Origin of the sequence: Nonomuraea aridisoli, assembly GCF_003236395.1 — a bacterium.
Taxonomy (GTDB): Bacteria; Actinomycetota; Actinomycetes; order Streptosporangiales; family Streptosporangiaceae; genus Nonomuraea; species Nonomuraea aridisoli.
On sequence record NZ_POUD01000016.1, the window covers coordinates 36,092 to 57,459 of the forward strand.

Genomic DNA, 21,368 nt, shown 5'->3' on the forward strand with positions numbered 1-21,368 from the left:
GCGTGCACGCTCGTTCGTTGCCTGTCGCGCGTTCATCGTGTGCCGCGTGTCCCGTGCCGGGCGTTCATCCGTGCCGGGCCGTCGTCGCGTGCCGCACCGTCGTCTGCTGCCGGGCGTGCGCCCAGGCGTCGGCTTGTCCGGGGCGTGCGGTCAGCCGGGCTCTCGTACGGGCCGTCCGGGGTCTCGGGGTGGTCCGGGCTGTTGCGGCGAGGGGTGGGGGCTCCCGGCGAGGTCAGCCTGCGAGGGGGATGTTCGCCGGGAGCTGTGGCTGTGAGGGGACGCCCAGGATGCCTTCGATGGTCGTCACGAACGTCTCCGCCTCGGCCAGGATCTCGTCGGCCTCGGCGGCGCTGATACGGCGGACCATGCCCGCCTCGGCGGCCGCGCGCTTGGCGGCGGTCGTCGAGAAGTAGGCGGCCCACTCGGCCAGGCTCGGCTCGGCCTCGGGGAGCAACTCCCACGCGCTGCGCAGCCGACGCCGGCGGCCCTCCAGCGGACGGGGACGTGCGGCCAGCAGCGCCGCGGCCGCACGCAGAGCCGCCAGGTGGGCGGCCACATATCGGGATGCCGGGGTGCGAGCGCCGGTCGCATCCGCCAGGCAGGAACGTGAATCGGTCAGATGTGCCCGAACCGCAGGCGACAGCCGGGGCCCGGGCGTCTCTCTAGGCCGTGGTGCCATCTTGCGCGCCTCCTTGGAGTCGTGGGCGGCTGGCCGGCGTCTCCGCCGGTTAAGCCAACAATCGCAGACGCCACCGACATTTCCGCCGGGCCGGCCGGACGAGGAGCTTCCCCTCTCCCCGTCCGGCCAGGACACGCCCGTTCGTCTCCGCCGACGACGAGGACATGCCCTTCGCCCGTGGAGCCTGGCCGCGGGTGTCGCTGGGGAAGCGAACGGCCCGCGACCAGGTCCTGGTGACGCTGAGCCGCGAGCCTCACCGTCACTAGGTCGAACATAATTTCGATCACGCGCGGTGTCAACCAGTTCCACGAACACAGGTTCGATGACCATGAACAGAAACGCCCGCTTCATGCCGTACCGACCGACAAGACGCCCCCGCACACGAACGGAGAGGACGTACGCAACCAACGCCTCGGACGAGCGCGATGGGGCCGGGCGCCTGAACGCCTGGCCGGGATGCCTGGCGTACGGAATGGCTTGGTGGCACGTCGACTCGCACGAGGGGACGGCGCCGTCGGCGGTCAGGCGCGCGTCGTGGACGGCGGTGTCAGGCGGCGAGCGGCTTCTGGACGACGGCGAGTGGTGGGCCCGGTCACAGGAGCGGCCGCCCTCCGGATACTGCCGGAGACCATTCCGGAGAGGCGGCCGGAGTCACAACGCGGCGGGGAGCCGCGTGATCTTCAGGAGGCGCCGCCTGGGAAAGGCGACCCCTCCTGTTGGTGTGTTCGACGGTGGGGCGACGACTCCGGATGCGGTGCTCCGGAGCGGTCCCCGTGGGCTCATTCCAGCGAGAGGGCCCCCGAGGGACACAGAGTGACGGCGCGACGGGAGGCGTCCTCCAAGGTCTCGGGTGGCGACTCCTGCAGGAGCACCACCGTGCCGTCCTCCTCACTCTGGTCGAACACCTCCGGGGCCGTCAGCGCGCACATCCCCGCGCCGATGCACACCGATGTATCTGCCTTGATCTTCATGGCGACCTACCAGGTGACAGGGAGGCGGTGCACTCCGTAAATGCTCATGTCGGACCGCATCGGCACCTCCTCCGGTGATACGGCCAAGCGTAGGCCAGGCAGGCGGCGCAGCAGCGCGGGGTAGGCGATGCGCATCTCGGCGCGGGCGAGCTGCTGGCCGAGACACTGGTGGATGCCGTGGCCGAAGCTCAGGTGCCCGCCGGCGGGCCTGGCGACGTCGAGGCGCTCCCCGCCGGGGAAACGTTCGGGGTCGCGGTTGGCGACCGGCAGATGGACGGCGACCGTCTCACCGGCCTTGATCAGCGCGCCCTCGATCTCGACGTCCTCCAGCGCCGTGCGCACCGGGCCGAGGTGGATGATGCTGAGGTAGCGCAGCAGCTCCTCGACGCCGTTGTCCACCACCGACGGGTCGTCGCGCATGGCGGCGAACTGGTCGGGGTTGGTGAGCAGCGCGTACGTCCCGAGCCCCAGCATGTTGGCGGTCGTCTCGTGCCCGGCCACCAGCAACAGGAAGCCGACCCCGGTGAGCTCCTCGTCGTCGAGTTCGCCGCCTTCGACGAGCCCGCTGAGCAGGTCGTCGGCGGGCTCCTCGCGCTTGCGCCGGATGAGCCCGTACAGGTAGGCGGAGATGCGGCCCACCGCGGCCAGCGCCTCCTCGGCCTCGGTCTCCAGGTTGATCAGGATCTCGGAGTCGGCCTGGAACTGCGCGCGGTCCTCGTACGGCACCCCGAGCAGCTCGCAGATCACCAGCGACGGGATGGGCAGCGCGAACGACTCGACGAGGTCGAGCGGCCCGCCGGCGGCCTCCATCTCGTCCAGGCAGGCGTCGGCGATCTCCGCGATCCTGGGCTCCAGCGTCTTCATCCGGCGCACGGTGAACTGCCCGGTCAGCAGCCTGCGGTAGCGGGTGTGGTCGGGCGGGTCCATGCGCAGGAAGAAGCCGCGCGGCACCGGGAACTTCCCCCGCTCGGCCAGCTGCATCCGGTTCGGCAGGAGCGGGTGCATGAGATCGGGCCGGTTGCTGAAGTGCGGGTGCGCCAGCACCGCGCGGGCCGCCGTGTACCCCGTCACCAGCCAGCCGAGGTGGCCGTCGGCGAACGTCATGCGGTGCATCGCGCCCCGTTGTCGCAGGCCGGAGACTTCGTCAGGCGGGTCGAGTGGCCGCTGACGGGTGATGGACAGGGACAGATGGGACATGTTCGGCTCCTTTCCTCGCCCCTCTCTACAAAACCTCAATGATTGCAAAATTTCAATGGATGAAAAAGATAAGGCCGTGCAGTATAGTTCCGGCATGGTTGGACTTCGGGAGCGCAAGAAGCAGCGCACGCGCCAGGCGCTGATCGAGGCGGCCCTCAGGTTGTTCAGCGAGAAGGGCTTCGAGGAGACGACGCTCGCGGAGATCGCGGCGGCGGCCGACGTCTCGACGCGGACGTTCTTCAGCTACTTCGCCAGCAAGGAGGACGTCGTCTTCCACGACTCCGCGGAGCGGCTCGACCGGGCCGTGGCCGTCCTGGCGGGCCGGCAGCCCGGCGACACGGTGGCCGGCCTGCTGCTGCGGCTCGTCGACGAGAGCCTGCGCTGGGCGACCTCCGAGGAGAACATCACGTTCGAGGACGCTCGGTTGCGGCTGCGGCTCGTCCTCGGGGAGCCGGCGCTGCAGGCACGTGCGCTGCAGGTGTTGTTCGACGACCAGCTGCGACTCGCCAAGGCGCTGCACGAGGCGTTCCCCGAGCGGTTGACGCCGGTGGACGCGGCGGCCGCGGTGGGGGCGATGGCCGGCGCGGTCAAGGCGGCGATCGTGGCCAACCTGGACGAGGAGCGTTCGCTGCAGGAGATCTACGAGACCGGCCGCCGCGCGGCCGAGGTCGCTCTGTCCGGTGTGCGCTCCCTCGACGACGCGAAGACCCCGGCGGGGTGATCCTCCGCCGCCGATCATGGCAGCATGTGTCGTGACCATGCCGCAGGCAGGCGGGCGGAAGGAGAGCGGATGGCGGGGAGCGGTCGCGGCCGGCCGGCCGGTCTCGTCCTGCTGGCCCTCGGACCGGTCCTGGCGGCGGCGTACGCGGGCGCCGGGCTCGTGGCCGTCCGGGCGGCGGTGCGGGCGCAGATCTCGGGCCCCGGCTGGGAGGGCGGCCGGATCGACGCCGACGGGATGACGTCGCTGGGTCTGGACGCCTGGCGGGTGACCTGGTGGACGGCCCTGCTCGTGGGCGTGGTGGCGCTGGCCTACGTGGTGATCGGCCTCCTGCTGCGGCGCCACGGCCGGGGCCGCTCGTTCCTCCTGGTGCTCTCGGGCGCCCTGATCGTCCCGTACGTCCTGGGCTTCGTCGTCGCGCTGGTCGACCCCGTGACGCTGCTGGCGCGCCTGTACGACGTGCCCGACTTCGCCGCGGGCCTGCCCGCCTGGCATTCGGCCACGGCCTTCCTCCTGCCGGCCGCCGGGCTCGCCCAGGCCGTGGGCCTGCCGCTGGCGGCCGCCCAGGGCCGGCGGGCGGCCGCGTCCCGCGCCTGAGACGTCAGCGGACGCCCGCCCTCACGGCGGCCGCGATGACGTCCAGCACCGGACGCCGGGAGTCCACGAACGCGGGCAGGTCGCTGTGAGGCGCGGCCGGCAGACCGGCGGCCACGTTGGAGTACATCGAGACCGTGTGCCCCGCCTGGTACGGCTCCATCCCCGCGAGCATCGGCCGGATCTCCCCCAGGGGCATCGGCCGGTACGCCACCGGCCTCCCGACCGCCCCGGTGAGTACCTCGGCCAGATCGTGCCCGCCGACCGCGACCCGCCCCTCCAGCTCGTACGTCCGGCCCGCGTGCCGCCGCGGCGCGCCGGTGTCCAGGTCGTGCCATGCCTCGGCCGCGACGCGCACGGCCACGGCGGCCAGGTCCTCCCGCGCCACCACCCGCATCCGCCCCTCCCCCAGCGGCGCCGCGAACACCCCGGTCGCGGCCGCCTGCCCGGCCCCGGCGAGCGCCATGCCCGCGGCCACTTCGGCGTACAGGGCGTTGCGCAGCACGGTGACGTGGAAGGGGGCCTCGGCCAGCCGCGCCTCGGTCCACCGGTGCGCGAGCGCGATGGTGAGCCGCTCTCCGGATCCGGCCAGGCTGGCGTAGATCACGTGCCGCACGCCCGCCTCCGCCGCCGCCCGTACCACCGCGCCGTGGCGGGCCAGCACGACGTCGTCCTCGGCGTAGCCCGCCGAGACGAACACCAGCACGCCCGCGCCGGCGAACGCCCGCGCCAGGGTCTCCGGGCGGTCGAAGTCGGCCTGCCGCGTCGCCGTGCCGTCACCCGAACGGCTGGCGCCGCTCACCTCCACCCCGCTCATCGCGCGCAGACCGCCGAGGATCGCACCGCCCAGCGCCCCGGACACACCCGTAACGACGATCATGAGTCACCCCTAATGTGGTTCTTCCGCTTGAACGACCCCAAGCATGGTCGCGGTGCGGCACCCGCCATAAGGAGGCACTTTCATGTCAGTCGCGCACACGGAGGTAACCCCCCAGGCCGAGGGCCCGTGCGGTGACGACGATTGCGGCATCCGCGACGTCCTCGACCGCATCGGCGACAAGTGGACCGTGCTGGTGATCGTGGAACTGGCCAAGGGGGTACGCCGGTTCAGGGAGCTGCAGCGGGCGATCCCGGGCATCTCCCAGCGCATGCTGACGGTGACCACCCAGCGGCTGTGCCGGGACGGACTGGCCGAGCGCACGGCGTACGCGACGATCCCGCCTCAGGTGGAGTACCGGCTGACGCCGATGGGCCGCAGCCTGGCCGAGGCCGTCGCGCGGCTGGCCGACTGGTCACGCGAGCACAAGGACGCCATGGCGGACGCGCGCGAGCGCTGGGACGGCGCCCACCCCTGAGTCAGGCGCCGCGGAACCTGCCCCTGACGTGGACCGGGACGCCCTTGCCGAGCTTGCCGGGGAGCTCCTCGGCGACGTTCATCGGCAGACGTACGCAGCCGTGCGAGGCGGGGTGGAGCGGGACCGACAACGCGCCGTGGAAGGCGATGCCGCCGTTGAAGAAGATCGGGTTGTACAGCTCGCCGAGGTAGGAGCGGTGCCAGCCGCTCACCCGCCACGTCGTGCGGTAGTTGCCGGTGGGGGTGGTGGCCGAGCCGCAGAACTCCTGCTCGCTGCCCTGCCAGGTAGCGGTCTCGCAGTACGGGATGCCGCTGCCGGAGGAGATGTGACTGATCAGCTCCACCTCGCCGCCGACGTACAGGACCAGGATCTGGCGGGTGAGGTCGACCTCGGCGCGGGTCTCCCGGCCGCGCGGCGCGAGGACCCGCGGCGTCTTGGGGGTCTCCAGGGCCTCCCACGTGCGTCGGGCGATGGTGCTGGTCGGCTTGATGCCGTTGACCTTCTGGAACGCCCACACGGCCGCGAGCGTGGTGGGGCCGTACTGGCCGTCGGCCTTGCCGGGACGGTAGCCCAGCTCGGTGAGGCGTTTCTGCAGCCAGGTGACGGTTTTCCCCTCGGCGCCGAGCCGGAGCGTCTTGCGCGGCGCGGTGACGGGCGGCACGGTGAGGGAAGGCGTGTCGCGCCCGGCGGCGGCGCCGAGGCCACCAGAAGCCGCGACCGGCGCTGCCGGCGCGGCGGGGCCGAGCCGCATCGCGGCGGGGGAAGGCTCGGGACCTTGCCCGGCCTGCGCCCCGCAGGCGGTGACGGCGAGCAGGCCCGCCGTCAGGAGTGCGGCCACCCGGGGCAGCCGTCGAGCCACCATGTGCACCACCATCCATCACGAACAGATCAAATGACCTTACATCACTCACCATGAACCGGTAAGGCGTCGGCAATCCCTTTAGAGTGTCCCCATGTCTGAGAAGTTGCCGGCGAACGCCGTCCTCGTGGAGTCCGCGCTGCGCGAACGCGGAGCGGGCGGCGAGATCGTCGTGCTGCCGGAGAAGGCGCCCACGGCCGCGACCGCGGCGGCCCAGCTCGGATGCGAGGTCGGCGCCATCGCCAACAGCCTGATCTTCGACGCCGACGGCGAGCCGCTGCTCGTGCTCACCAGCGGCGCCCACCGCGTGGACGTCGAGCTGATCGCCCGCACGGCGGGCGTCCAGCGGGTACGCCGCGCGACGCCGGAGTTCGTCCGCGCCGCCACCGGGCAGCCCATCGGCGGCGTCGCCCCGGTCGGGCATCCCGCGCCCGTGCGCACCCTGGTGGACAACTGGCTGAGCAAGCACGACGTGGTCTGGGCGGCGGGCGGCCATCCGCTGACGGTGTTCCCCACCACGTTCGACGAGCTCGTGCGCATCACCGGGGGAACGCCGGTCGACGTCGAGTAGTGTGCGACGCGTGATCGAGTTTCGCGGTGCCGGCCCTGAGGAGTTCGCCGAGCGGCTGGAAACGGTGATCGGCATTTACACGGCGGCGATGAGGCCGCCGGTCGAGCAGATCGCCGGCCGGATGAGCATCATGCGCAATCACGGGACATACCCCCGTTTCCAGTGCTATTTCGCGGAATTGCGCGAGTCGCCCCCCGGCCCCGGCCTGCCGGCCCCGGAGCCCAAGGTCGTCGGCTTCGCGTACGGCTTCAGAGGCGAGTCGGGCCAGTGGTGGCACGACGTGGTCTACCGCGGGCTGGCCGACAAGATGGGCCGGGAGGCCGCCGACGCCTGGATGGGGTACGCGTTCGAGCTGGCCGAGATCCACGTCCACCCCGACTACCAGGGCAAGGGCATCGGCCGCGCGATGATCCGCACGCTGTGCGCGGGCCGCCCCGAGCGCTCGGCCGTGCTGTCGACGCACGACCAGCCCACGGCCGCCCGCCACCTCTACGCCAGCATGGGCTTCACGGACCTGCTGACCAAGTTCGTCTTCCCGGGCGGCCACGAGGAGTACGTGATCGCGGGCCGCCCGCTGCCGCTGTCTTGAGGGTTTCCTGAGCGACATGTGACCGCTGGGTTTGGCGGGCGTGACCGAGGGCACCATCCATGACAGAAAGTGACCGCTCCTTTACCGAGAGGCTACGCTCCCTGCTCGTCACCCGCCCGGTCCCCCTGCGGGCGGGTGACGAGCACCCCAAGGCTCAGGCCGACAGCGGCACGCGCTCCAGCCTCTGGAAGACCTCTCGTGAGGCGCTCGACCGGTTGAACGTGATGAAGTGGATGCCCGGCGCGCCCTCGTCGAGCAGCCGCTGGCACATCTCGGCGCCGTGGTCGATGCCGAGCCGCCGCACCGCCGCCGGGTCGTCCTTGACCTCCTCGAAGCGGGCCGCCAGCCCGGCCGGGAACGGCGCCCCCGACAGCTGCTCCGAGCGCGCGATCGTGCTCATCTGGGTGACCGGCATGACGCACGGGATGATCGGCGTCTCGCAGCCCCTGGCCGCCACCCGGTCGCGCAGCCGCAGGTAGTCGTCGGCCTCGAAGAACATCTGCGTGATCGCGTAGTCGGCGCCCGCCTCGCACTTACGCACGAAGTATTCGGTGTCGGACTCGATGGACGGCGAGCGCGGGTGCTTGTAGGGGAAGGCGGCCACGCCCACGCAGAAGTCGCCCGCCTGCCTGATCAGCCGCACCAGCTCCTCGGCGTAGAGCACGCCTTCGGGGTGGGGCACCCACTCGGCCATCGGGTCGCCGGGCGGGTCGCCGCGCACGGCCAGGATGTTGCGCACCCCGGCGTCGGCGAAACGGCCCACGAGGTGGCGCAGCTCGCGCACGGAGTGGTTGACCGCGGTGAAGTGGGCCACGGGAGTGAGCGTGGTGTCGTGGGCGATCCGCTCGACGATGTCGACCGTGCGGTCACGCGTGGAGCCGCCCGCGCCGTACGTCACCGAGACGAACGTGGGCCGCAGCGACTCCAGCTCCCTGATCGCCCGCCAGAGCTGCCGCGCGCCCTCGTCGGTCTTCGGCGGGAAGAACTCGAACGAGAACGAACGCCCACCGGAGGCGAGCAGCTCGCGGACGGTGGGAACCCGATCGGGCCGGATGGAAGGTCGACCAAGCGCCATGGGGCAAGGGTACAGGTACGTTCTCGCGGTATGCCGAGGCAAGTGGCGGCCGCGGAGATCCCAACCCGAGATCCGACCATTAGTCTCAATACATGACCAACGACGCCGCCGGCATGGGCACCCTGCGCACGCACGTGGAACAGGCTCTCGGAGAGTTCGTCGAACGACAGCTGCCGTCGGGCGGCGAGCCGGAGTTCCGGCCCCTTCGCACCGCCGCGGACGAGTTGCTCGCGGGCGGCAAACGGCTGCGGCCCGCGTTCTGCTACTGGGGCTGGCGCGGCGCCGGGGGCACGGACGAGCCCGGCATCTTCACCGCCGCCGCCTCGTTGGAGCTGCTGCAGGCCAGTGCCCTGGTGCACGACGACGTGATGGACAAGAGCGACCTGCGCCGCGGCATGCCCTCCGCGCACCGCCGTTTCCAGGCGATGCACGAGAAGTCCGGCTGGCACGGCTCGTCCGCGCAGTTCGGCGAGGGCGCGGCGATCCTGCTGGGCAACCTGCTGCTCATCTGGTCGGCGGACATGTGGCGGGCCAGCGGCCTGCCGCGCGAGGCGCTGGAGGCGGCCCAGCCGCTGCACGACCACATGCGCACCGAGCTGATGTGCGGCCAGTACCTCGACCTGCTGGAGCAGGCGCACGGCGAGAACACGTTCGAGTCGGCGCTGCGGGTGGCGCTGTACAAGAGCGGCAAGTACTCGGTGGAGCATCCGCTCCGGCTCGGGCTGGCGCTGGCCGGCCGCAGGCTGGAGCCGTGGATGGACGAGCTGTGCACCGGCTACGGGCAGCGGGTGGGGATCGCGTTCCAGCTGCGTGACGACATCCTGGGCGTGTTCGGCGACCCGGCGCAGACCGGCAAGCCGGCGGGCGACGACCTGCGCGAGGGCAAGCGCACGATGCTGGTGGCCCGCACCCTGGCGGCGGCCTCCGCCGAGGACGCGGCGACGGTGCGGCGGCTGCTCGGCGATCCCGCGCTGGACGAGAGCGGGGTGGAGACGCTGCGGCGGATCATCCGGGACACCGGGGCGCTGCAGGAGTGCGAGGAGCTGATCGGCGAGTATCTGGGCAAGGCGCTGACGGCGCTGGAGGCGGCCCCGGTGACGCCGGAGGCGCGTACGGCGCTGGAGGAGCTCGCCGTCGCCGCCACCTCGCGCACCATGTGACAGACGCCCGCCCGGATGGCCGGACGGGCGCCTGGAGGTTCAGCCGGAGGAGAGCCGTTTGGCGAACTCCGCCGCGGCCGCCCCTGGGTCGTCGGCCTCGGTGATGGCCCGCACCACCACCACCCGGCTCGCCCCGTGGGCCATGACCTGGTCGAGGGTGGCGAGGTCGATGCCGCCGATGGCGAACCAGGGCCGCGTGGTCTCCAGCGCCGCCGCGTGGTCGAGCAGCGGCAGGCCGGGGGCCGGGCGGCCGGGCTTGGTGGGCGTGGGCCACGTCGGGCCGCAGCAGAAGTAGTCGACGCCCTCTTCCACGGCCGCGGCGGAAGCCTCGGCGGCGGAGTGGGTGGACCGTCCGATGACGATGTCGTCGCCGAGTATCTCTCGCGCGACGGTCACGGGAAGGTCGTCCTGCCCCAGATGGAGCACGTCGGGACGGGCGGCGTAGGCGATGTCCGCCCGGTCGTTGACGGCGAGCAGCTTGCCGTGCCGGTCACAGGCGTCGCGGAAGACCTCGAGGAGCGCGAGTTCGTCGCGCGCCTCCAGACCCTTCTCCCGCAGCTGGATGATGTCCACTCCGCCGGCCAGCACCGCGTCGAGGAACTCTGCCAGGTCGCCGCGGTCGCGGCGGCCGTCGGTGCAGAGATAGAGGCGGGCCTCAGAAAGCGAGGGCTTGGGCACGCCGCTTGACCTCAGTGTGGCGGCCGGCCTTGATCGCCTCGATGGGCGAGCCGGGCAGCGAGTCATCGGGGGTGAAGAGCCAGCGCAACGCCTCGACATCGTCGTAACCGGCGTCCTGGAGCACGGTGAGCGTGCCAGGCAGGCCCTTCATCACGTCCTTTCCCTGGAGGAACACCGCGGGCACCTGTGGCCCGCCGCTGCCCCGGCGGACGCCGAGGAGCTTGTGATCCTTGAGCAGTTGTTTGGCCCGGCCGATCGAGAGGTCGAGGCGCGCGGCCACTTCGGGGAGCGTGAGCCACTCGTCGACGAGTGCCTCGGTCTCCCGGTCGATCTGTGCAACAGAAAGCGTCACGGTCCCACAACTACCACATGCCGTGCTTGCTCAAACAACACAATCTCGTAGGGATACCTGTGGATCTACCAGGCGTTCCGTGTCCACGCGATGGCCGGCTTCGATGATCCTCCGTCCCTGGACGAGGTCGCGCGGCCGGTCGACGGCGAGCACCGCGGCGACGGTGTCGCCGGCGGTGAGCCAGACGGCCGACCACTTGCCCTCGGGCTCGCCCCGGTAGACCAGCCGCTCGCCGGCGGGATGATGGCCGGCGTACTGGACCATGTGGCCGAACTGCTCCGACCAGAAGTACGGGACGGGGTCGTAGACGGCCTCCTCGCCGAGCAGCGTCGCCGCCGCCACGTCGGGGGCGTTGAGCGCGGTGTCCCAGTGTTCGACCCTGAGCCTGGTCCGCCAGCGGCGCGACCACCACGCCGCGCAGTCGCCCACGGCCACCACGCCGGGCAGCGAGGTGCGCAGGTGCTCGTCGGCGACCACGCCGTTGTGCAGGTCGATGTCGGCGTCGGCCAGCCACTCGACGGCCGGGCGCACGCCGATGCCGGTGACGACGGCGTGGGCCTCGACGAACCCGCCGCCCACCAGGCGCACGCCGCCCTCCTCGACGGACTCGACCATGGTGCTCAGCCGCAGGTCGATGCCGTCGTACCAGCGTTCGGTGCGGGCGCCGATCTCCGTGCCGACGGCCGTGGCGAGCGGGGTCTCGGCCGCCTCGACGACCGTGACCTCGCAGCCGGCGCGGCGGGCGGCGGTGGCCACCTCCGCGCCGATCCAGCCGGCGCCGATGACCGCCACGCGGGCGCCGGGGACGAGCATGGCGCGCAGCTCGTGGGCGTCGTCGAGGGTGCGCAGGACGTGTTGCGGGCCGTCGCCGGGCAGCCGGATCGGGTCTGCCCCGGTCGCGATGACCAGGCCGTCGTAGGCGAGCTCGCCCTCGGTCGTCTCGACGACGCCCTCGCGCAGCGACTTGGCCTCGACCCCCGGCCGGAACTCGACGCCGAGCGCGGCGAGGTCGGTCTCGACGTAGCTGGTGTCGGCCTTGCCGGACAACACCGCCTTGGACAGGGGCGGGCGGTCGTAGGGGCGGTGGCGTTCGCGCCCGATGAGGGTGAGGCGGCCGGCGTGGCCCCGCGCGCGCAGGGCCTCCACCGTGCGCAGTCCGGCCAGACCCGCTCCCACCACGACGACATGCTCCACGGTGATGACCTTAGCGGGGGGCTTGCCCGGACGCCGCACCGAGGCCGTAGGCTTGGGGGCGGTAAGACGCGCGGGAGTCCGGCCGTGACCGGGCTGAGAGGAAGGCTGCACGGGCCTTCGACCGCAAGACACCTGATCCGGATCATGCCGGCGAAGGGAGCGCAGGTGGATGTGATCGTGGGTGGCGGGGTCGTCGGGCTGTCCGTCGCCTGGCGGCTGGCGCGCGAGGGGCGGCCGGTCACCGTGATCGACCCGGCGCCCGGCTCGGGCGCCTCCCATGCGGCGGCGGGGATGCTCGCGCCGGTCAGCGAGGTGACCTACACCGAGGCGCCGCTGCTGCGGCTCGGGGTGGCCTCGCTGCGCCGCTGGCCCGCCTTCGCCGCCGAGCTGGCCGCGGACGCGGGGCTGGGCACGACCGGCCTGGAGGCCGGCGGCCAGGAGTCGCCGGAACACGCGGTGGGGTTGCGACTGGCGCCGGGCGCTCCCCCGGGGCGGGGGCTGGACCTGCGGGCCGACGGCACGCTCGACGTGGCGTTCGGCGCCGACGACCTGGCCGCGCTGGAGGAGCTGGCGGCGTTCATGGACAAGCTCGGGCTGCCGGTGGAGCGGCTGACCGGGCGTGAGTGCCGCCGGCTGGAGCCGATGCTGGCGCCGTCCGTGCGGGGCGGGCTGCTGGCGCCGGACGACGCCTGGGTCAACCCGCGCCGGGTCACGGCGGCGCTGCTGACCGCTCTGGAGCGGCGCGGCGTCCCGCTGGTGCGGGCGCGCGCCACCGGCCTGCTGCACGAGGACGGCGCCGTCGTCGGCGTACGCCTGGAGCCGGGCGGTGAGGTGCGCGGCGAGCGGGTGGTGCTGGCCGCCGGGGCCTGGAGCGGCGGGCTGGCCGACGTGCCGGTGCGGCCGGTCAAGGGGCAGATCATGCGGTTGCGGTCGCCGCAGCCGCTGCTCAGCCGGTGCGTACGCGGCGCCGTCCACGGCTCCTCCGTCTACCTCGTCCCCCGGGGTGACGGCGAGCTGGTGGTCGGGGCCACGCAGGAGGAGATGGGGTTCGACACGAAGGTCACCGCCGGCGGGCTCTACGAGCTGCTGCGCGACGCCAGGGAGCTGGTGCCGGGCGTCACCGAGCTGGAGGTCGCCGACGTGGTGGCGGGGCTGCGGCCGGGCACCCCGGACAACCTGCCCGTCATCGGGCCGAGCGGGACGCCGGGCCTGGTGTACGCGACCGGGCACCACCGGGGCGGCGTGCTGCTGGCGCCGCTGACGACGGCGATCCTGCTGGGCGAGGAGAGCGAGTTGGCGGCCTTGTGCGCGCCTGGGAGATTTCGGGATCTTTCATGATTGTTACCATCAATGGGTCCGCGCACGAGGTCGCCGACGGCATCACCGTGGCGCAGGCCGTACGCACGCTGACCCCGGCCACCACCGGAGTGGCCGTGGCCGTGAACGACGAAGTGGTCACGCGCGGCGCCTGGGAGACCACGGCGCTGCGCGACCGTGACCGCGTGGAGGTGCTGACGGCGGTGCAAGGTGGATGATCTGATCATCGCCGGGGAGAAGTTCTCCTCCCGGCTCATCATGGGGACCGGCGGCGCGCCCTCCCTGGAGGTGCTCGACCAGGCGCTGGCGGCGTCCGGCACCGAGCTGACCACGGTGGCGATGCGGCGGCTCGACCCGGCCGCGCGCGGCTCCGTGCTCGACGTGCTGCGCCGGCGCGACATCAAGGTGCTGCCCAACACGGCGGGCTGCTTCACCGCGGGCGAGGCCGTGCTGACGGCCCGGCTGGCGCGCGAGGCGCTCGGCACCGACTGGGTCAAGCTGGAGGTCATCGCCGACGAGCGGACCCTGCTGCCCGACCCGATCGAGACGTTCGACGCGGCCGAGCGGCTGGTGGCCGACGGCTTCGTGGTGCTGCCGTACATCGGCGACGACCCGGCGCTGGCGCGGCGGCTGGAGCAGGCCGGCTGCGCGGCGGTGATGCCCCTGGGCGCGCCGATCGGCTCGGGCCTCGGCATCCGCAACCCGCACAACATCGAGCTCATCGTGGAGGCCGCCTCGGTCCCCGTGATCCTCGACGCCGGCATCGGCACGGCCAGCGACGCGGCGCTCGCGATGGAGCTGGGCTGCGACGCCGTCCTGCTGGCCACGGCGGTCACCCGGGCGCAGCGGCCCGACCTCATGGCGGCGGCCATGAAGGAGGCCGTCCGGGCGGGCCGGCTGGCGCGGCAGGCGGGGCGCATCCCGCGCCGCCGCTACGCCGAGGCGTCGTCCCCGATGACGCCGTGACGAGAGCCCCCCGCACGCGCGGACCGGTGCGGGGACACGCCGAGAGGCACGTCTCCGCATCGGTTTCGGGCGGTGGGGCCCTGCCAGTGGCAAAACGCCCGTAAACTCAGCGGGGTGGATACGACGACTGCGGACCCGCTGGTCGGTCGACTCCTCGATGGGCGTTACCGCATCGAGAGCCGGATCGCCCAGGGCGGTATGGCTACCGTCTACCTGGCGCTCGACATCCGTCTCGACCGGACCGTCGCGCTGAAGGTCATGCACCGCTCGCTCGCCGCCGACCCGGCGTTCGTCCGGAGGTTCATCGGCGAGGCCAAGTCGGTCGCCAGTCTCTCCCATCCCAACGTGGTGCACGTCTTCGACCAGGGCACCGACAACGACGTCGTCTACCTGTCGATGGAGTACGTCCCCGGCCGCACGCTGCGCGACATCCTGCGCCAGCGCGGCCGGCTGCCCGCCCGCGAGGCGCTCGAGATCCTGATCCCGGTGCTCGCCGCGCTGGGCGCCGCCCACCAGGCCGGGATGGTCCACCGCGACGTCAAGCCGGAGAACGTCCTGATGACCGACGACGGCCGCGTCAAGGTCGTCGACTTCGGACTGGCCAGGGCGATCGAGGCGACCAACCAGACCCGTACCGGCATGATGATCGGCACGATCGGCTACATGGCGCCCGAGCAGGTGACCACCGGCGCCGCCGACGTGCGCAGCGACGTCTACGCCGCGGGCATCATGCTGTTCGAGCTGGTGACCGGGGAGCAGCCGTACGACGGCGAGACGCCGATGTCGGTGGCCTACCGGCACGTCCACGACACCGTGCCGGCGCCGTCGTCGCTGGTGCCCGAGGTGCCGCAGCTGGTCGACGTGCTGGTGGCGCACGCGACCGCGCGCGAGCCGGCCGACCGCCCGAAGGACGCGACGGCGATGCTCGTGCAGGCGGTGGAGGTTCACCGGGCGCTGCCGCGCACGACGACCCCGCCGGTGTCCGGCGCGCATTCCTTGCCGCCCCGCCACTTCCCCGCCTCCGGCCCCATGTCGGGACCAGTGTCGGGCGCTGTGTCGGGGGCCGTGTCGGGCGCTGTGTCGGGCGCCGGCTCCGTGCCGCAGGCCGCGCCGGCCCACACGCTCATCCAGCCGCACGCCGAGGTGCCGCGGGCGCCGCGGCGGCGCGGGTTCCGCCCCCACTGGCTCCTGGCGACGCTGGCGGCGGTGATGGTGGTCGCGGTCGGGTTCACCGGCTGGTACTTCTCGCGGCCGGAGGTCGTCGCCGTGCCCGACGTCGCGGGCCAGAACCTCGCGGTGGCCGAGAAGAACATCGCCGCACTGGGCCTGCAGGCGCGCAAGGGCGACAGCGAGTACAGCGAGAAGGTGGCCGAGGGCCTGGTGATCGCCACCGACCCGGCGGCCGAGGTGGAGCTGGAGAAGGGCTCCACGGTCACGCTGACGCTCTCGCTCGGGCCTGAGCGCATCGTCGTGCCCAACGTCGCCAACCTGAACGGCAACGACGCGCGGGCCGCGATCGCCGGCGCCGGGCTGACCGTGGGCTCGGTCAAGCGCCTGGCCAACACCGAGGTGGAGCGCGACAAGGTCATCCGGACCTCCCCGCAGGTGGGCGAGAAGGTGAAGAAGGGCGCCAAGATCGACATCTTCGTCAGCGCCGGCCTGGTCATGCCCGACGTGTCCGGCATGCCGAAGGACGAGGCCGCCGGCTACCTCGGCAGCCAGGGCTTCCAGGTGCAGGTCAACGAGGTCGACGACGACGCCGAGCCGTGCACGGTCATCGCGCAGTCGCCCAAGGCCAAGACCGAGGTCAACCCGGGCGCGCCGGTCATGGTCACGGTGTCGCGCTGCCAGGTCGACTTCTGGCAGTGGTTCCGCGGCGGCGACCGCGACGGCGACGGCCACGACGACGCCGAGGCGCGCGACGACCAGCAGTTCTCCCTGGTGCCCGGGGTGATCGGCAAGGACGTGCGCGACGCCAAGGCCGAGTTGGAGGCGCTCGGTTTCAAGGTGCGCGTGCAGCGGCTGGGCAACGGCGGCGTGGTGCAGTTCCAGCGGCCGCTGCCCAACAGCGAGCGCCCGCCGGGCACGACGGTCTATCTCTGGCAGTAGCGCCTCAGTAACCCTCAGGCCAGGTGGCCGTGCAGGCGCACCCTGGCCAGGCCGCCGTCGGGATAGATGTCCACCCGTACGTGGGTGACCGGGTCGGGGCAGGCCAGGCGGAAGCGGTGCGGCGTGTCGGGCTGCAGGCGGGTTCGGGGCAGCAGCGGCACCTCGCGCTCGCCGTCCAGGCCCGTCAGCGCGACCGCGCCCGGCGCGTTGTACAGCAGGTTCGTCGTGTCGATCTCGGCCAGCCGGACGATCCCGCGCCCGGCCAGCCGGATGACGAGCCAGTCGTTGCCGCCGTCGCGCCGCCGCGCGGTCTCCCAGCCCTCCGCCTGGTGCCGGGCCAGGCCGGGCGCGATGACGTTGTTGGGCGCGGAGTAGTACGCGTCGGAGCAGTCGGTGACCAGGCCGCCGTTGGCGAGCGCGGCCAGGTCGAGGCCGAGCCCGCCGTAGAGCGAGAGGTCGGGGCGGGCCTCGCCGTGCACGCGCAGGCGGGCCACGCCTCCGTCGGGGTGGATGTCGAGCCGTACGTGGGTGTAGCGGGTGTCGTCGGTGACCTCGAAGTGGTGCTCGGCGTCGCCCTTGAGGCCGGACAGCGGGACGATCTCCGTCCAGTGGGCCTCCAGCAGCTCGGCCGGTGAGGGGTGGCCCTCGACCGAGGCGGCGGCGACGCGGGCGTGCGGCGGGTAGTTGCCCTTGAACCAGGCGGTGTCGACGACCACGCCGCGGATCACGCCGGGCACGCCGAGGCGTACGAGGGCCCAGTCGTGGCCGGGCTCGCGGCGGCGGCGGGTCTCCCAGCCGTCGTACACCTGGCCCTTGCTGCCGAAGGTCGCCGGGCTGAAGCCGGGGCGTCCTGGCCTGATGAGGCTCTCCTTCTCGGCGAACGACTCGTCGCTGGCGGCCACGACCGCACCGCCGAGGGTGCGCAGGGCGAGGTCGGGCAGGGCGGTGAACATCTAGTCAGCTCTCCAGAGGAATCGTCCGTGCGGTTCGCCGTCCACCGGCCGGCCGCGCAGCCAGGTGGTCAGCACGACGCCGGTGAGGGTGCTGCCGTCGTACGGGGTGACGGGGTTCTTGTGGTGGAGGCGGGTGGCGTCGACGACGTGGGCGGCCTCGGGGTCGAAGGCCACCAGATCAGCGTCATTGCCCACCTTTATCCCGCCTTTTCGCGAAATACCAGCCATTGCGGCTGGATTTGCGGACATCCAGCGGACGATGGCCTCCAGCCCGAAACCCCTGCGCGCCGCCTCCGTCCAGACCGCGGACAGGCCGAGCTGGAGCGAGGCGATGCCGCCCCAGGCGGCGGCGAAGTCGGGCACCTTGAGGTCGGCCGGCGACGGCGAGTGGTCGGAGACGACGCAGGCCAGCACTCCCCTGGCCAGCCCGTCCCACAGCAGGTCGCGGTTGGCCCGCGAGCGGATCGGCGGGCAGCACTTGTACGCGGTGCGCCCCTCGGGCACCTGCTCGGCCGCCAGCGTCAGGTAGTGGGGGCAGGTCTCGGCGGTGACCGCCAGGCCCCCCGCCCGCGCCTCCTCCAGCACGTCGAGGCTGGCGGCGCTGGAGACGTGCAGGACGTGCACCCGGGCGCCGGTCTGCGCGGCCAGCGCCACCAGCCGCTCGACCGCGCCGCGCTCGGCCTCCCCCGGCCGCGAGGCCAGGAACTCCGCGTACGTCGGCCCGTCCGGCTCGCGCAGCAGCGCCGGGTCCTCGGCGTGCACGACCATCGTCCCGCCGAAGCCGGCGACCTCCTCCAGGGCCCTGCGCAGCTCGTCGGCGCCGAGCGGCGGGAACTCCTCCACCCCCGACGGCGACATGAAGCACTTGAACCCGAAGACCCCGCGCTCGTGCAGGGGCGCGAGCTCCTTGACGTTGCCCGGCACGGCCCCGCCCCAGAACCCGACGTCCACGTGGCAGCGCCCCTCGGCCGCCCGCAGCTTGGCGTCGAGCGCGCCGGTGCTGACGGTGGGCGGCAGCGAGTTGAGCGGCATGTCGAGCAGCGCGGTGACGCCTCCGGCGGCGGCGGCCCTGGTGGCCGAGGCGAAGCCCTCCCAGTGGGTCCGGCCGGGCTCGTTGACGTGCACGTGGGTGTCGACCAGGCCGGGCAGCAGGGCCAGGTCGCGCAGGTCGACGTCCTCGGCGGCGGGCAGCGGGTCCGCATAACCGGCCACGGCCGCGATCGTCTCACCGCGCACGGCGACGGCGGCGGGCCGCTCCCCCTCGGGCGTGACGGTCCTGCGGGAGCGGACGACCAGGTCGTACGCGCTCACGCGGCGCCCTCCGCGAGGCGGCGGTCGGCGGCCAGGCGGGCGGCGAGGCGTTCGAGCAGCGGTCCGGCCTCGGCCATGCACCGCTCGGTGTCGGGCTCGAGGTCCGTCAGCGCGTACGCGGCCTCGATGCCGGCCGCCTTCAGCTCGGCGTCGGTGAGCGTACGGCGGCCGCAGACGGCCACGACGGACACGCCGGCCCGGGCGGCGGCCTGCGCGACGCCGACGGGGGCCTTGCCGCGCAGCGACTGGGCGTCCAGGGAGCCCTCCCCGGTGACGACCAGCCGCGCGCCGAGCACCACCTCGCCGAAGCCGAGCAGGTCGAGCAGGTACTCGATGCCGGGCCGGATCTCGGCGTGCAGGAACGTCAGCGCCGCGAACCCGACGCCGCCGGCCGCTCCCGCCCCCGGCGCACCCGCCACGCCCATCGCGCGCGGGACGCCGTCGTGCTCCACGGCCCCCATGAGGCCGTGGGTCGTGGTCGCGACGGCGGCCAGGCGGGCCAGCGCCGCCTCGAGCGTCGTGACGTCCTCGGGGGTGGCGCCCTTCTGGGGGCCGTAGACGGCGGCGGCGCCGTGCGGGCCGAGCAGCGGGTTGTCCACGTCGCTGGCGACGACGAACTCGACGCCGGAGATGTCGAGGAAGCCGGACAGGTCGATGCGCGCGAGGTCCTTCAGCGCGGCCCCGCCCCGCGGCAGGTCGCGGCCCTCCGCGTCGAGCAGGCGGGCGCCGAGGGCCTGCGCCATGCCCGCTCCCCCGTCGGTGCAGGCGCTGCCGCCGAGGCCGAGGACGACCCGCTTGGCGCCGCGGCGCACGGCGTCGGCGATCAGCTCGCCGGTGCCGTAGCTGGTGGCCGTCAGCGGCTCGTGCCCGCCGGGCAGGCGGCGCAGCCCGGACGCCTCCGCGAGCTCGATCACGGCCGTTCCGGTGGGCTGCCAGGCGTACGAGGCGGGGACGCGCTCGCCGGTCGGCCCGGTGACCTCGATGGTGATCCGGCCGAAGCCGCCCGCGACGGCGGCGTCGACGGTGCCGTCGCCGCCGTCGGCGACCGGCAGCTCGACGGTGGGCACGCCGAGCCCGGCCGAGACCCGGGAGGCCACCTCGGCCGCCGTCAGCGACCCCTTGAACTTGTCAGGGGCAACCAGAACGTGCTGAACCACTACGAACTCCCACCTGATGATGAACAATGTCCTGACACGCCTTCCTGCCCGGTGCGAGCGGGCAGGAAGGCGTGACTCATCATCACATCCCGGGCCGTTTCCCTCACTCCCTGGGAGGGCCCGCCGGAGAGGAGACATCGTTGCGGATCACGGCGCGGCAGCGGCAGGCCCGGCTGGCCCGGCGGCACCGGCTGGCCGTCAAGGCGGCCACACCGGAGGAGGCGGCCGCCTCCGTGGTGGCGCTGCACGGCACCGACCCGGCGACCGTGTTCCTGTCGGCGGGCGCGCGCCTGGCCGCCCCCGGCCCGGAGCCGGTCGAGCGGGCCCTGTACGCCGACCGCACGCTCGTGCGCATGACCGGGATGCGGCGCACGGTGTTCGTGGTGCCGGCGGAGCTGGTCCCGGTCGTCCACCACTCCTCGATGGCGGCCATCGCCCGCCGGGAGCGCGCGTCGGTGCTGAAGGTGTTCGCCGAGGGCGGCTGGGACGAGGCCCGGTTCAAGGAGGTCGAGGAGTCGGTGCTGCGGCTGCTGGCCGAGCACGGCGACGCCACCGCCGCCGAGCTGGGGGCCTTGGAGCCGCGGCTGCGCGAGAAGGTCCGGGTGTCCGCCGGCAAGCCGTACGAGGCGGAGGTGAGCGTGGGCTCGCGCCTGCTCGCCCTGATGGCCATGGACGGCCTGCTCGTCCGGGGCTCGCGCCCGTCCGGCACGTGGCTGAACGGGCAGCACCGGTGGGGCCTTTCGCCCGAGATGGCGGAGCTGGCCGTGCACGAGGCGCAGGCGCGGCTCGTGCACCGGTGGCTCGCGGCGTTCGGGCCGGGCACGGAGGCCGACCTCAAGTGGTGGACCGGCTGGACGCTCAAGCAGGTGCGCGCCGCCCTGGCCGCCGTCGGGGCGGTGCCGGTGGAGCTGGACGAGGGCACCGGTTACGTGCTGCCCGGCGACCTCGACGACCTCGCCGAGGCCGCGGCCCCGGAGCCGTGGGCCGCGCTGCTGCCCGCGCTCGACCCGACGCCGATGGGCTGGCAGGCGCGCGAGTGGTACCTGCCGCCGGAGCACCGCGCCGAGTTGTTCGACCGCAGCGGCAACGTGGGCCCGACGGTGTGGTGGAACGGCCGGGTCGTGGGCGGCTGGGCGCAGCGTCCCGACGGGGAGATCGTGTGGCGGCTGCTCGACGACGTGGGCGCCGACGCCCGCTCCGCCGTCGAGGCCGAGGCGGCCGCGCTGGCCTCCTGGCTCGGCGGCGTCACGGTCACGCCCCGCTTCCGCACGCCGCTCGAACGAGCCCTGTCCGCCGGGCTCTAGGCGACCGTGCGGATGAACTCCTCCAGGGAGTAGCGGCCGTCCTGGTCGGAGTCGGCCTCCTGGCTCAGCGCGCCCAGGGCCTCCGCCGGGAGGTCGGGGAAGTGCCGCTTCAGCTCCGCCTCGCTGATGTAACCGTCGCCGTCGGTGTCGATCTCGGCGAAGGTAATCCTGAGCTGCGACAGCCGCTCCTCTGTCAGATCTCCCGCCACGGGACCGCCCTTCTTCCTCGTTCCGGACATTTCCCACCATAGTGCGGGCT

24 protein-coding genes and 1 riboswitch are annotated in these 21,368 nt (G+C 73.1%); of the genes, 11 read left to right on the forward strand and 13 right to left on the reverse strand.

Features of this window, described 5'->3' with window-relative positions; all coding sequences use genetic code 11:
* Nucleotides 1-232: 232 nt before the first annotated feature.
* The 3 genes from C1J01_RS53445 to C1J01_RS06480 form a co-directional block, all read right to left on the reverse strand.
* Entirely contained in the window at nucleotides 233-1,030 is a 798-nt protein-coding gene (locus tag C1J01_RS53445) for an SAV_6107 family HEPN domain-containing protein (protein WP_328589601.1), read from the reverse strand.
* 428 nt (nucleotides 1,031-1,458) lie between these two features.
* A complete protein-coding gene (locus tag C1J01_RS06475; RefSeq protein WP_111177051.1) occupies nucleotides 1,459-1,650 on the reverse strand; it encodes a ferredoxin in 192 nt (63 codons plus the stop codon).
* Between the two features lie 6 nt (nucleotides 1,651-1,656).
* Nucleotides 1,657-2,847 carry a cytochrome P450 gene (locus C1J01_RS06480; protein ID WP_111177053.1) on the reverse strand — a complete coding sequence of 397 codons (1,191 nt, stop codon included), beginning with the start codon at nucleotides 2,845-2,847 and terminating at the stop codon, nucleotides 1,657-1,659.
* Nucleotides 2,848-2,941: 94 nt separating this feature from the next.
* Here C1J01_RS06480 and C1J01_RS06485 point away from each other — a divergent pair, with 94 nt between their 5' ends.
* Together C1J01_RS06485 and C1J01_RS06490 are read left to right on the forward strand one after the other, a co-directional pair.
* On the forward strand, nucleotides 2,942-3,568 hold the full coding sequence (locus C1J01_RS06485) for a TetR/AcrR family transcriptional regulator (RefSeq protein WP_111177055.1): 627 nt from the start codon (nucleotides 2,942-2,944) through the stop codon (nucleotides 3,566-3,568).
* Nucleotides 3,569-3,637: 69 nt separating this feature from the next.
* On the forward strand, nucleotides 3,638-4,162 hold the full coding sequence (locus C1J01_RS06490; protein WP_111177057.1) for a hypothetical protein: 525 nt from the start codon (nucleotides 3,638-3,640) through the stop codon (nucleotides 4,160-4,162).
* A 4-nt stretch (nucleotides 4,163-4,166) separates the two neighbouring features.
* Here the strand turns inward: C1J01_RS06490 and C1J01_RS06495 are convergent, their stop codons facing one another.
* Nucleotides 4,167-5,039 (reverse strand): Rossmann-fold NAD(P)-binding domain-containing protein, encoded by an 873-nt coding sequence (locus C1J01_RS06495; RefSeq protein ID WP_111177059.1) that lies wholly within the window; start codon nucleotides 5,037-5,039, stop codon nucleotides 4,167-4,169.
* Between the two features lie 82 nt (nucleotides 5,040-5,121).
* Here C1J01_RS06495 and C1J01_RS06500 point away from each other — a divergent pair, with 82 nt between their 5' ends.
* Nucleotides 5,122-5,514, forward strand: coding sequence for a winged helix-turn-helix transcriptional regulator (locus C1J01_RS06500; RefSeq protein WP_111177061.1), 393 nt, complete (start codon nucleotides 5,122-5,124; stop codon nucleotides 5,512-5,514).
* Between the two features lies 1 nt (nucleotide 5,515).
* Here C1J01_RS06500 and C1J01_RS06505 read toward each other — a convergent pair whose 3' ends face one another.
* The gene (locus tag C1J01_RS06505; protein WP_181448598.1) at nucleotides 5,516-6,376 is read right to left on the reverse strand and encodes a L,D-transpeptidase family protein; all 861 of its coding nucleotides are present in this window, start codon (nucleotides 6,374-6,376) and stop codon (nucleotides 5,516-5,518) included.
* Between the two features lie 91 nt (nucleotides 6,377-6,467).
* Between C1J01_RS06505 and C1J01_RS06510 the strand changes: the two genes are divergently transcribed.
* Together C1J01_RS06510 and C1J01_RS06515 are read left to right on the forward strand one after the other, a co-directional pair.
* Nucleotides 6,468-6,944 (forward strand): YbaK/EbsC family protein, encoded by a 477-nt coding sequence (locus C1J01_RS06510; protein ID WP_111177063.1) that lies wholly within the window; start codon nucleotides 6,468-6,470, stop codon nucleotides 6,942-6,944.
* 10 nt (nucleotides 6,945-6,954) lie between these two features.
* Entirely contained in the window at nucleotides 6,955-7,533 is a 579-nt protein-coding gene (locus C1J01_RS06515) for a GNAT family N-acetyltransferase (RefSeq protein WP_111177114.1), read from the forward strand.
* A 154-nt stretch (nucleotides 7,534-7,687) separates the two neighbouring features.
* Here C1J01_RS06515 and metF read toward each other — a convergent pair whose 3' ends face one another.
* Nucleotides 7,688-8,608, reverse strand: a complete 921-nt coding sequence (gene metF, locus C1J01_RS06520; protein WP_111177064.1) for a methylenetetrahydrofolate reductase [NAD(P)H] — start codon at nucleotides 8,606-8,608, stop codon at nucleotides 7,688-7,690.
* 92 nt (nucleotides 8,609-8,700) lie between these two features.
* Here metF and C1J01_RS06525 point away from each other — a divergent pair, with 92 nt between their 5' ends.
* Nucleotides 8,701-9,768, forward strand: coding sequence for a polyprenyl synthetase family protein (locus C1J01_RS06525; protein WP_111177066.1), 1,068 nt, complete (start codon nucleotides 8,701-8,703; stop codon nucleotides 9,766-9,768).
* Nucleotides 9,769-9,807: 39 nt separating this feature from the next.
* Here C1J01_RS06525 and thiE read toward each other — a convergent pair whose 3' ends face one another.
* The 3 genes from thiE to C1J01_RS06540 are packed head-to-tail and all read right to left on the reverse strand — an operon-like array spanning nucleotide 9,808 to nucleotide 11,992.
* The gene (thiE, locus tag C1J01_RS06530) at nucleotides 9,808-10,446 is read right to left on the reverse strand and encodes a thiamine phosphate synthase (RefSeq protein WP_235854293.1); all 639 of its coding nucleotides are present in this window, start codon (nucleotides 10,444-10,446) and stop codon (nucleotides 9,808-9,810) included.
* On the reverse strand, nucleotides 10,424-10,798 hold the full coding sequence (locus C1J01_RS06535; protein WP_111177070.1) for an Rv2175c family DNA-binding protein: 375 nt from the start codon (nucleotides 10,796-10,798) through the stop codon (nucleotides 10,424-10,426). Before C1J01_RS06535 ends, thiE begins: the two co-directional genes overlap by 23 nt.
* Before the next feature lie 30 nt (nucleotides 10,799-10,828).
* Nucleotides 10,829-11,992: an NAD(P)/FAD-dependent oxidoreductase gene (locus tag C1J01_RS06540; RefSeq protein ID WP_111177072.1), complete on the reverse strand. Its 1,164-nt coding sequence runs from the start codon at nucleotides 11,990-11,992 to the stop codon at nucleotides 10,829-10,831.
* 60 nt (nucleotides 11,993-12,052) lie between these two features.
* Nucleotides 12,053-12,168: riboswitch (TPP riboswitch) on the forward strand.
* Here C1J01_RS06540 and C1J01_RS06545 point away from each other — a divergent pair.
* The 4 genes from C1J01_RS06545 to pknB all read left to right on the forward strand — a co-directional run bounded on the left by C1J01_RS06545 (nucleotide 12,137) and on the right by pknB (nucleotide 16,384).
* Nucleotides 12,137-13,330, forward strand: a complete 1,194-nt coding sequence (locus tag C1J01_RS06545) for an FAD-dependent oxidoreductase (protein ID WP_181448599.1) — start codon at nucleotides 12,137-12,139, stop codon at nucleotides 13,328-13,330. It overlaps the preceding riboswitch by 32 nt.
* Entirely contained in the window at nucleotides 13,327-13,527 is a 201-nt protein-coding gene (gene thiS / locus C1J01_RS06550) for a sulfur carrier protein ThiS (RefSeq protein WP_181448600.1), read from the forward strand. Before C1J01_RS06545 ends, thiS begins: the two co-directional genes overlap by 4 nt.
* Nucleotides 13,520-14,275, forward strand: coding sequence for a thiazole synthase (locus C1J01_RS06555; RefSeq protein ID WP_111177076.1), 756 nt, complete (start codon nucleotides 13,520-13,522; stop codon nucleotides 14,273-14,275). The genes thiS and C1J01_RS06555 overlap by 8 nt, the downstream gene beginning before the upstream one ends.
* A 114-nt stretch (nucleotides 14,276-14,389) precedes the next feature.
* Nucleotides 14,390-16,384, forward strand: coding sequence for a Stk1 family PASTA domain-containing Ser/Thr kinase (pknB, locus tag C1J01_RS06560; RefSeq protein WP_111177078.1), 1,995 nt, complete (start codon nucleotides 14,390-14,392; stop codon nucleotides 16,382-16,384).
* Nucleotides 16,385-16,398: 14 nt separating this feature from the next.
* On the opposite strand, the gene alc is transcribed toward pknB, so the two are convergent.
* Genes alc through C1J01_RS06575 form a run of 3 tightly spaced genes read right to left on the reverse strand, consistent with a single transcriptional unit; the run spans nucleotide 16,399 to nucleotide 19,805 of the window.
* Nucleotides 16,399-17,337 carry an allantoicase gene (gene alc / locus C1J01_RS06565; protein ID WP_111177080.1) on the reverse strand — a complete coding sequence of 313 codons (939 nt, stop codon included), beginning with the start codon at nucleotides 17,335-17,337 and terminating at the stop codon, nucleotides 16,399-16,401.
* The gene (gene allB / locus C1J01_RS06570; RefSeq protein WP_111177082.1) at nucleotides 17,338-18,648 is read right to left on the reverse strand and encodes an allantoinase AllB; all 1,311 of its coding nucleotides are present in this window, start codon (nucleotides 18,646-18,648) and stop codon (nucleotides 17,338-17,340) included.
* Entirely contained in the window at nucleotides 18,645-19,805 is a 1,161-nt protein-coding gene (locus tag C1J01_RS06575; protein WP_235854294.1) for a glycerate kinase, read from the reverse strand. The genes allB and C1J01_RS06575 overlap by 4 nt, the downstream gene beginning before the upstream one ends.
* Before the next feature lie 140 nt (nucleotides 19,806-19,945).
* On the opposite strand from C1J01_RS06575, the gene C1J01_RS06580 reads away from it, so the two are divergent.
* Nucleotides 19,946-21,109: a winged helix DNA-binding domain-containing protein gene (locus C1J01_RS06580; protein WP_111177086.1), complete on the forward strand. Its 1,164-nt coding sequence runs from the start codon at nucleotides 19,946-19,948 to the stop codon at nucleotides 21,107-21,109.
* On the opposite strand, the gene C1J01_RS06585 is transcribed toward C1J01_RS06580, so the two are convergent.
* Complete coding sequence (locus tag C1J01_RS06585) at nucleotides 21,106-21,348, reverse strand: EF-hand domain-containing protein (protein WP_235854295.1); 243 nt, start codon at nucleotides 21,346-21,348, stop codon at nucleotides 21,106-21,108. The two genes, C1J01_RS06580 and C1J01_RS06585, sit on opposite strands and share 4 nt — an antisense overlap.
* Nucleotides 21,349-21,368 lie beyond the last annotated feature (20 nt).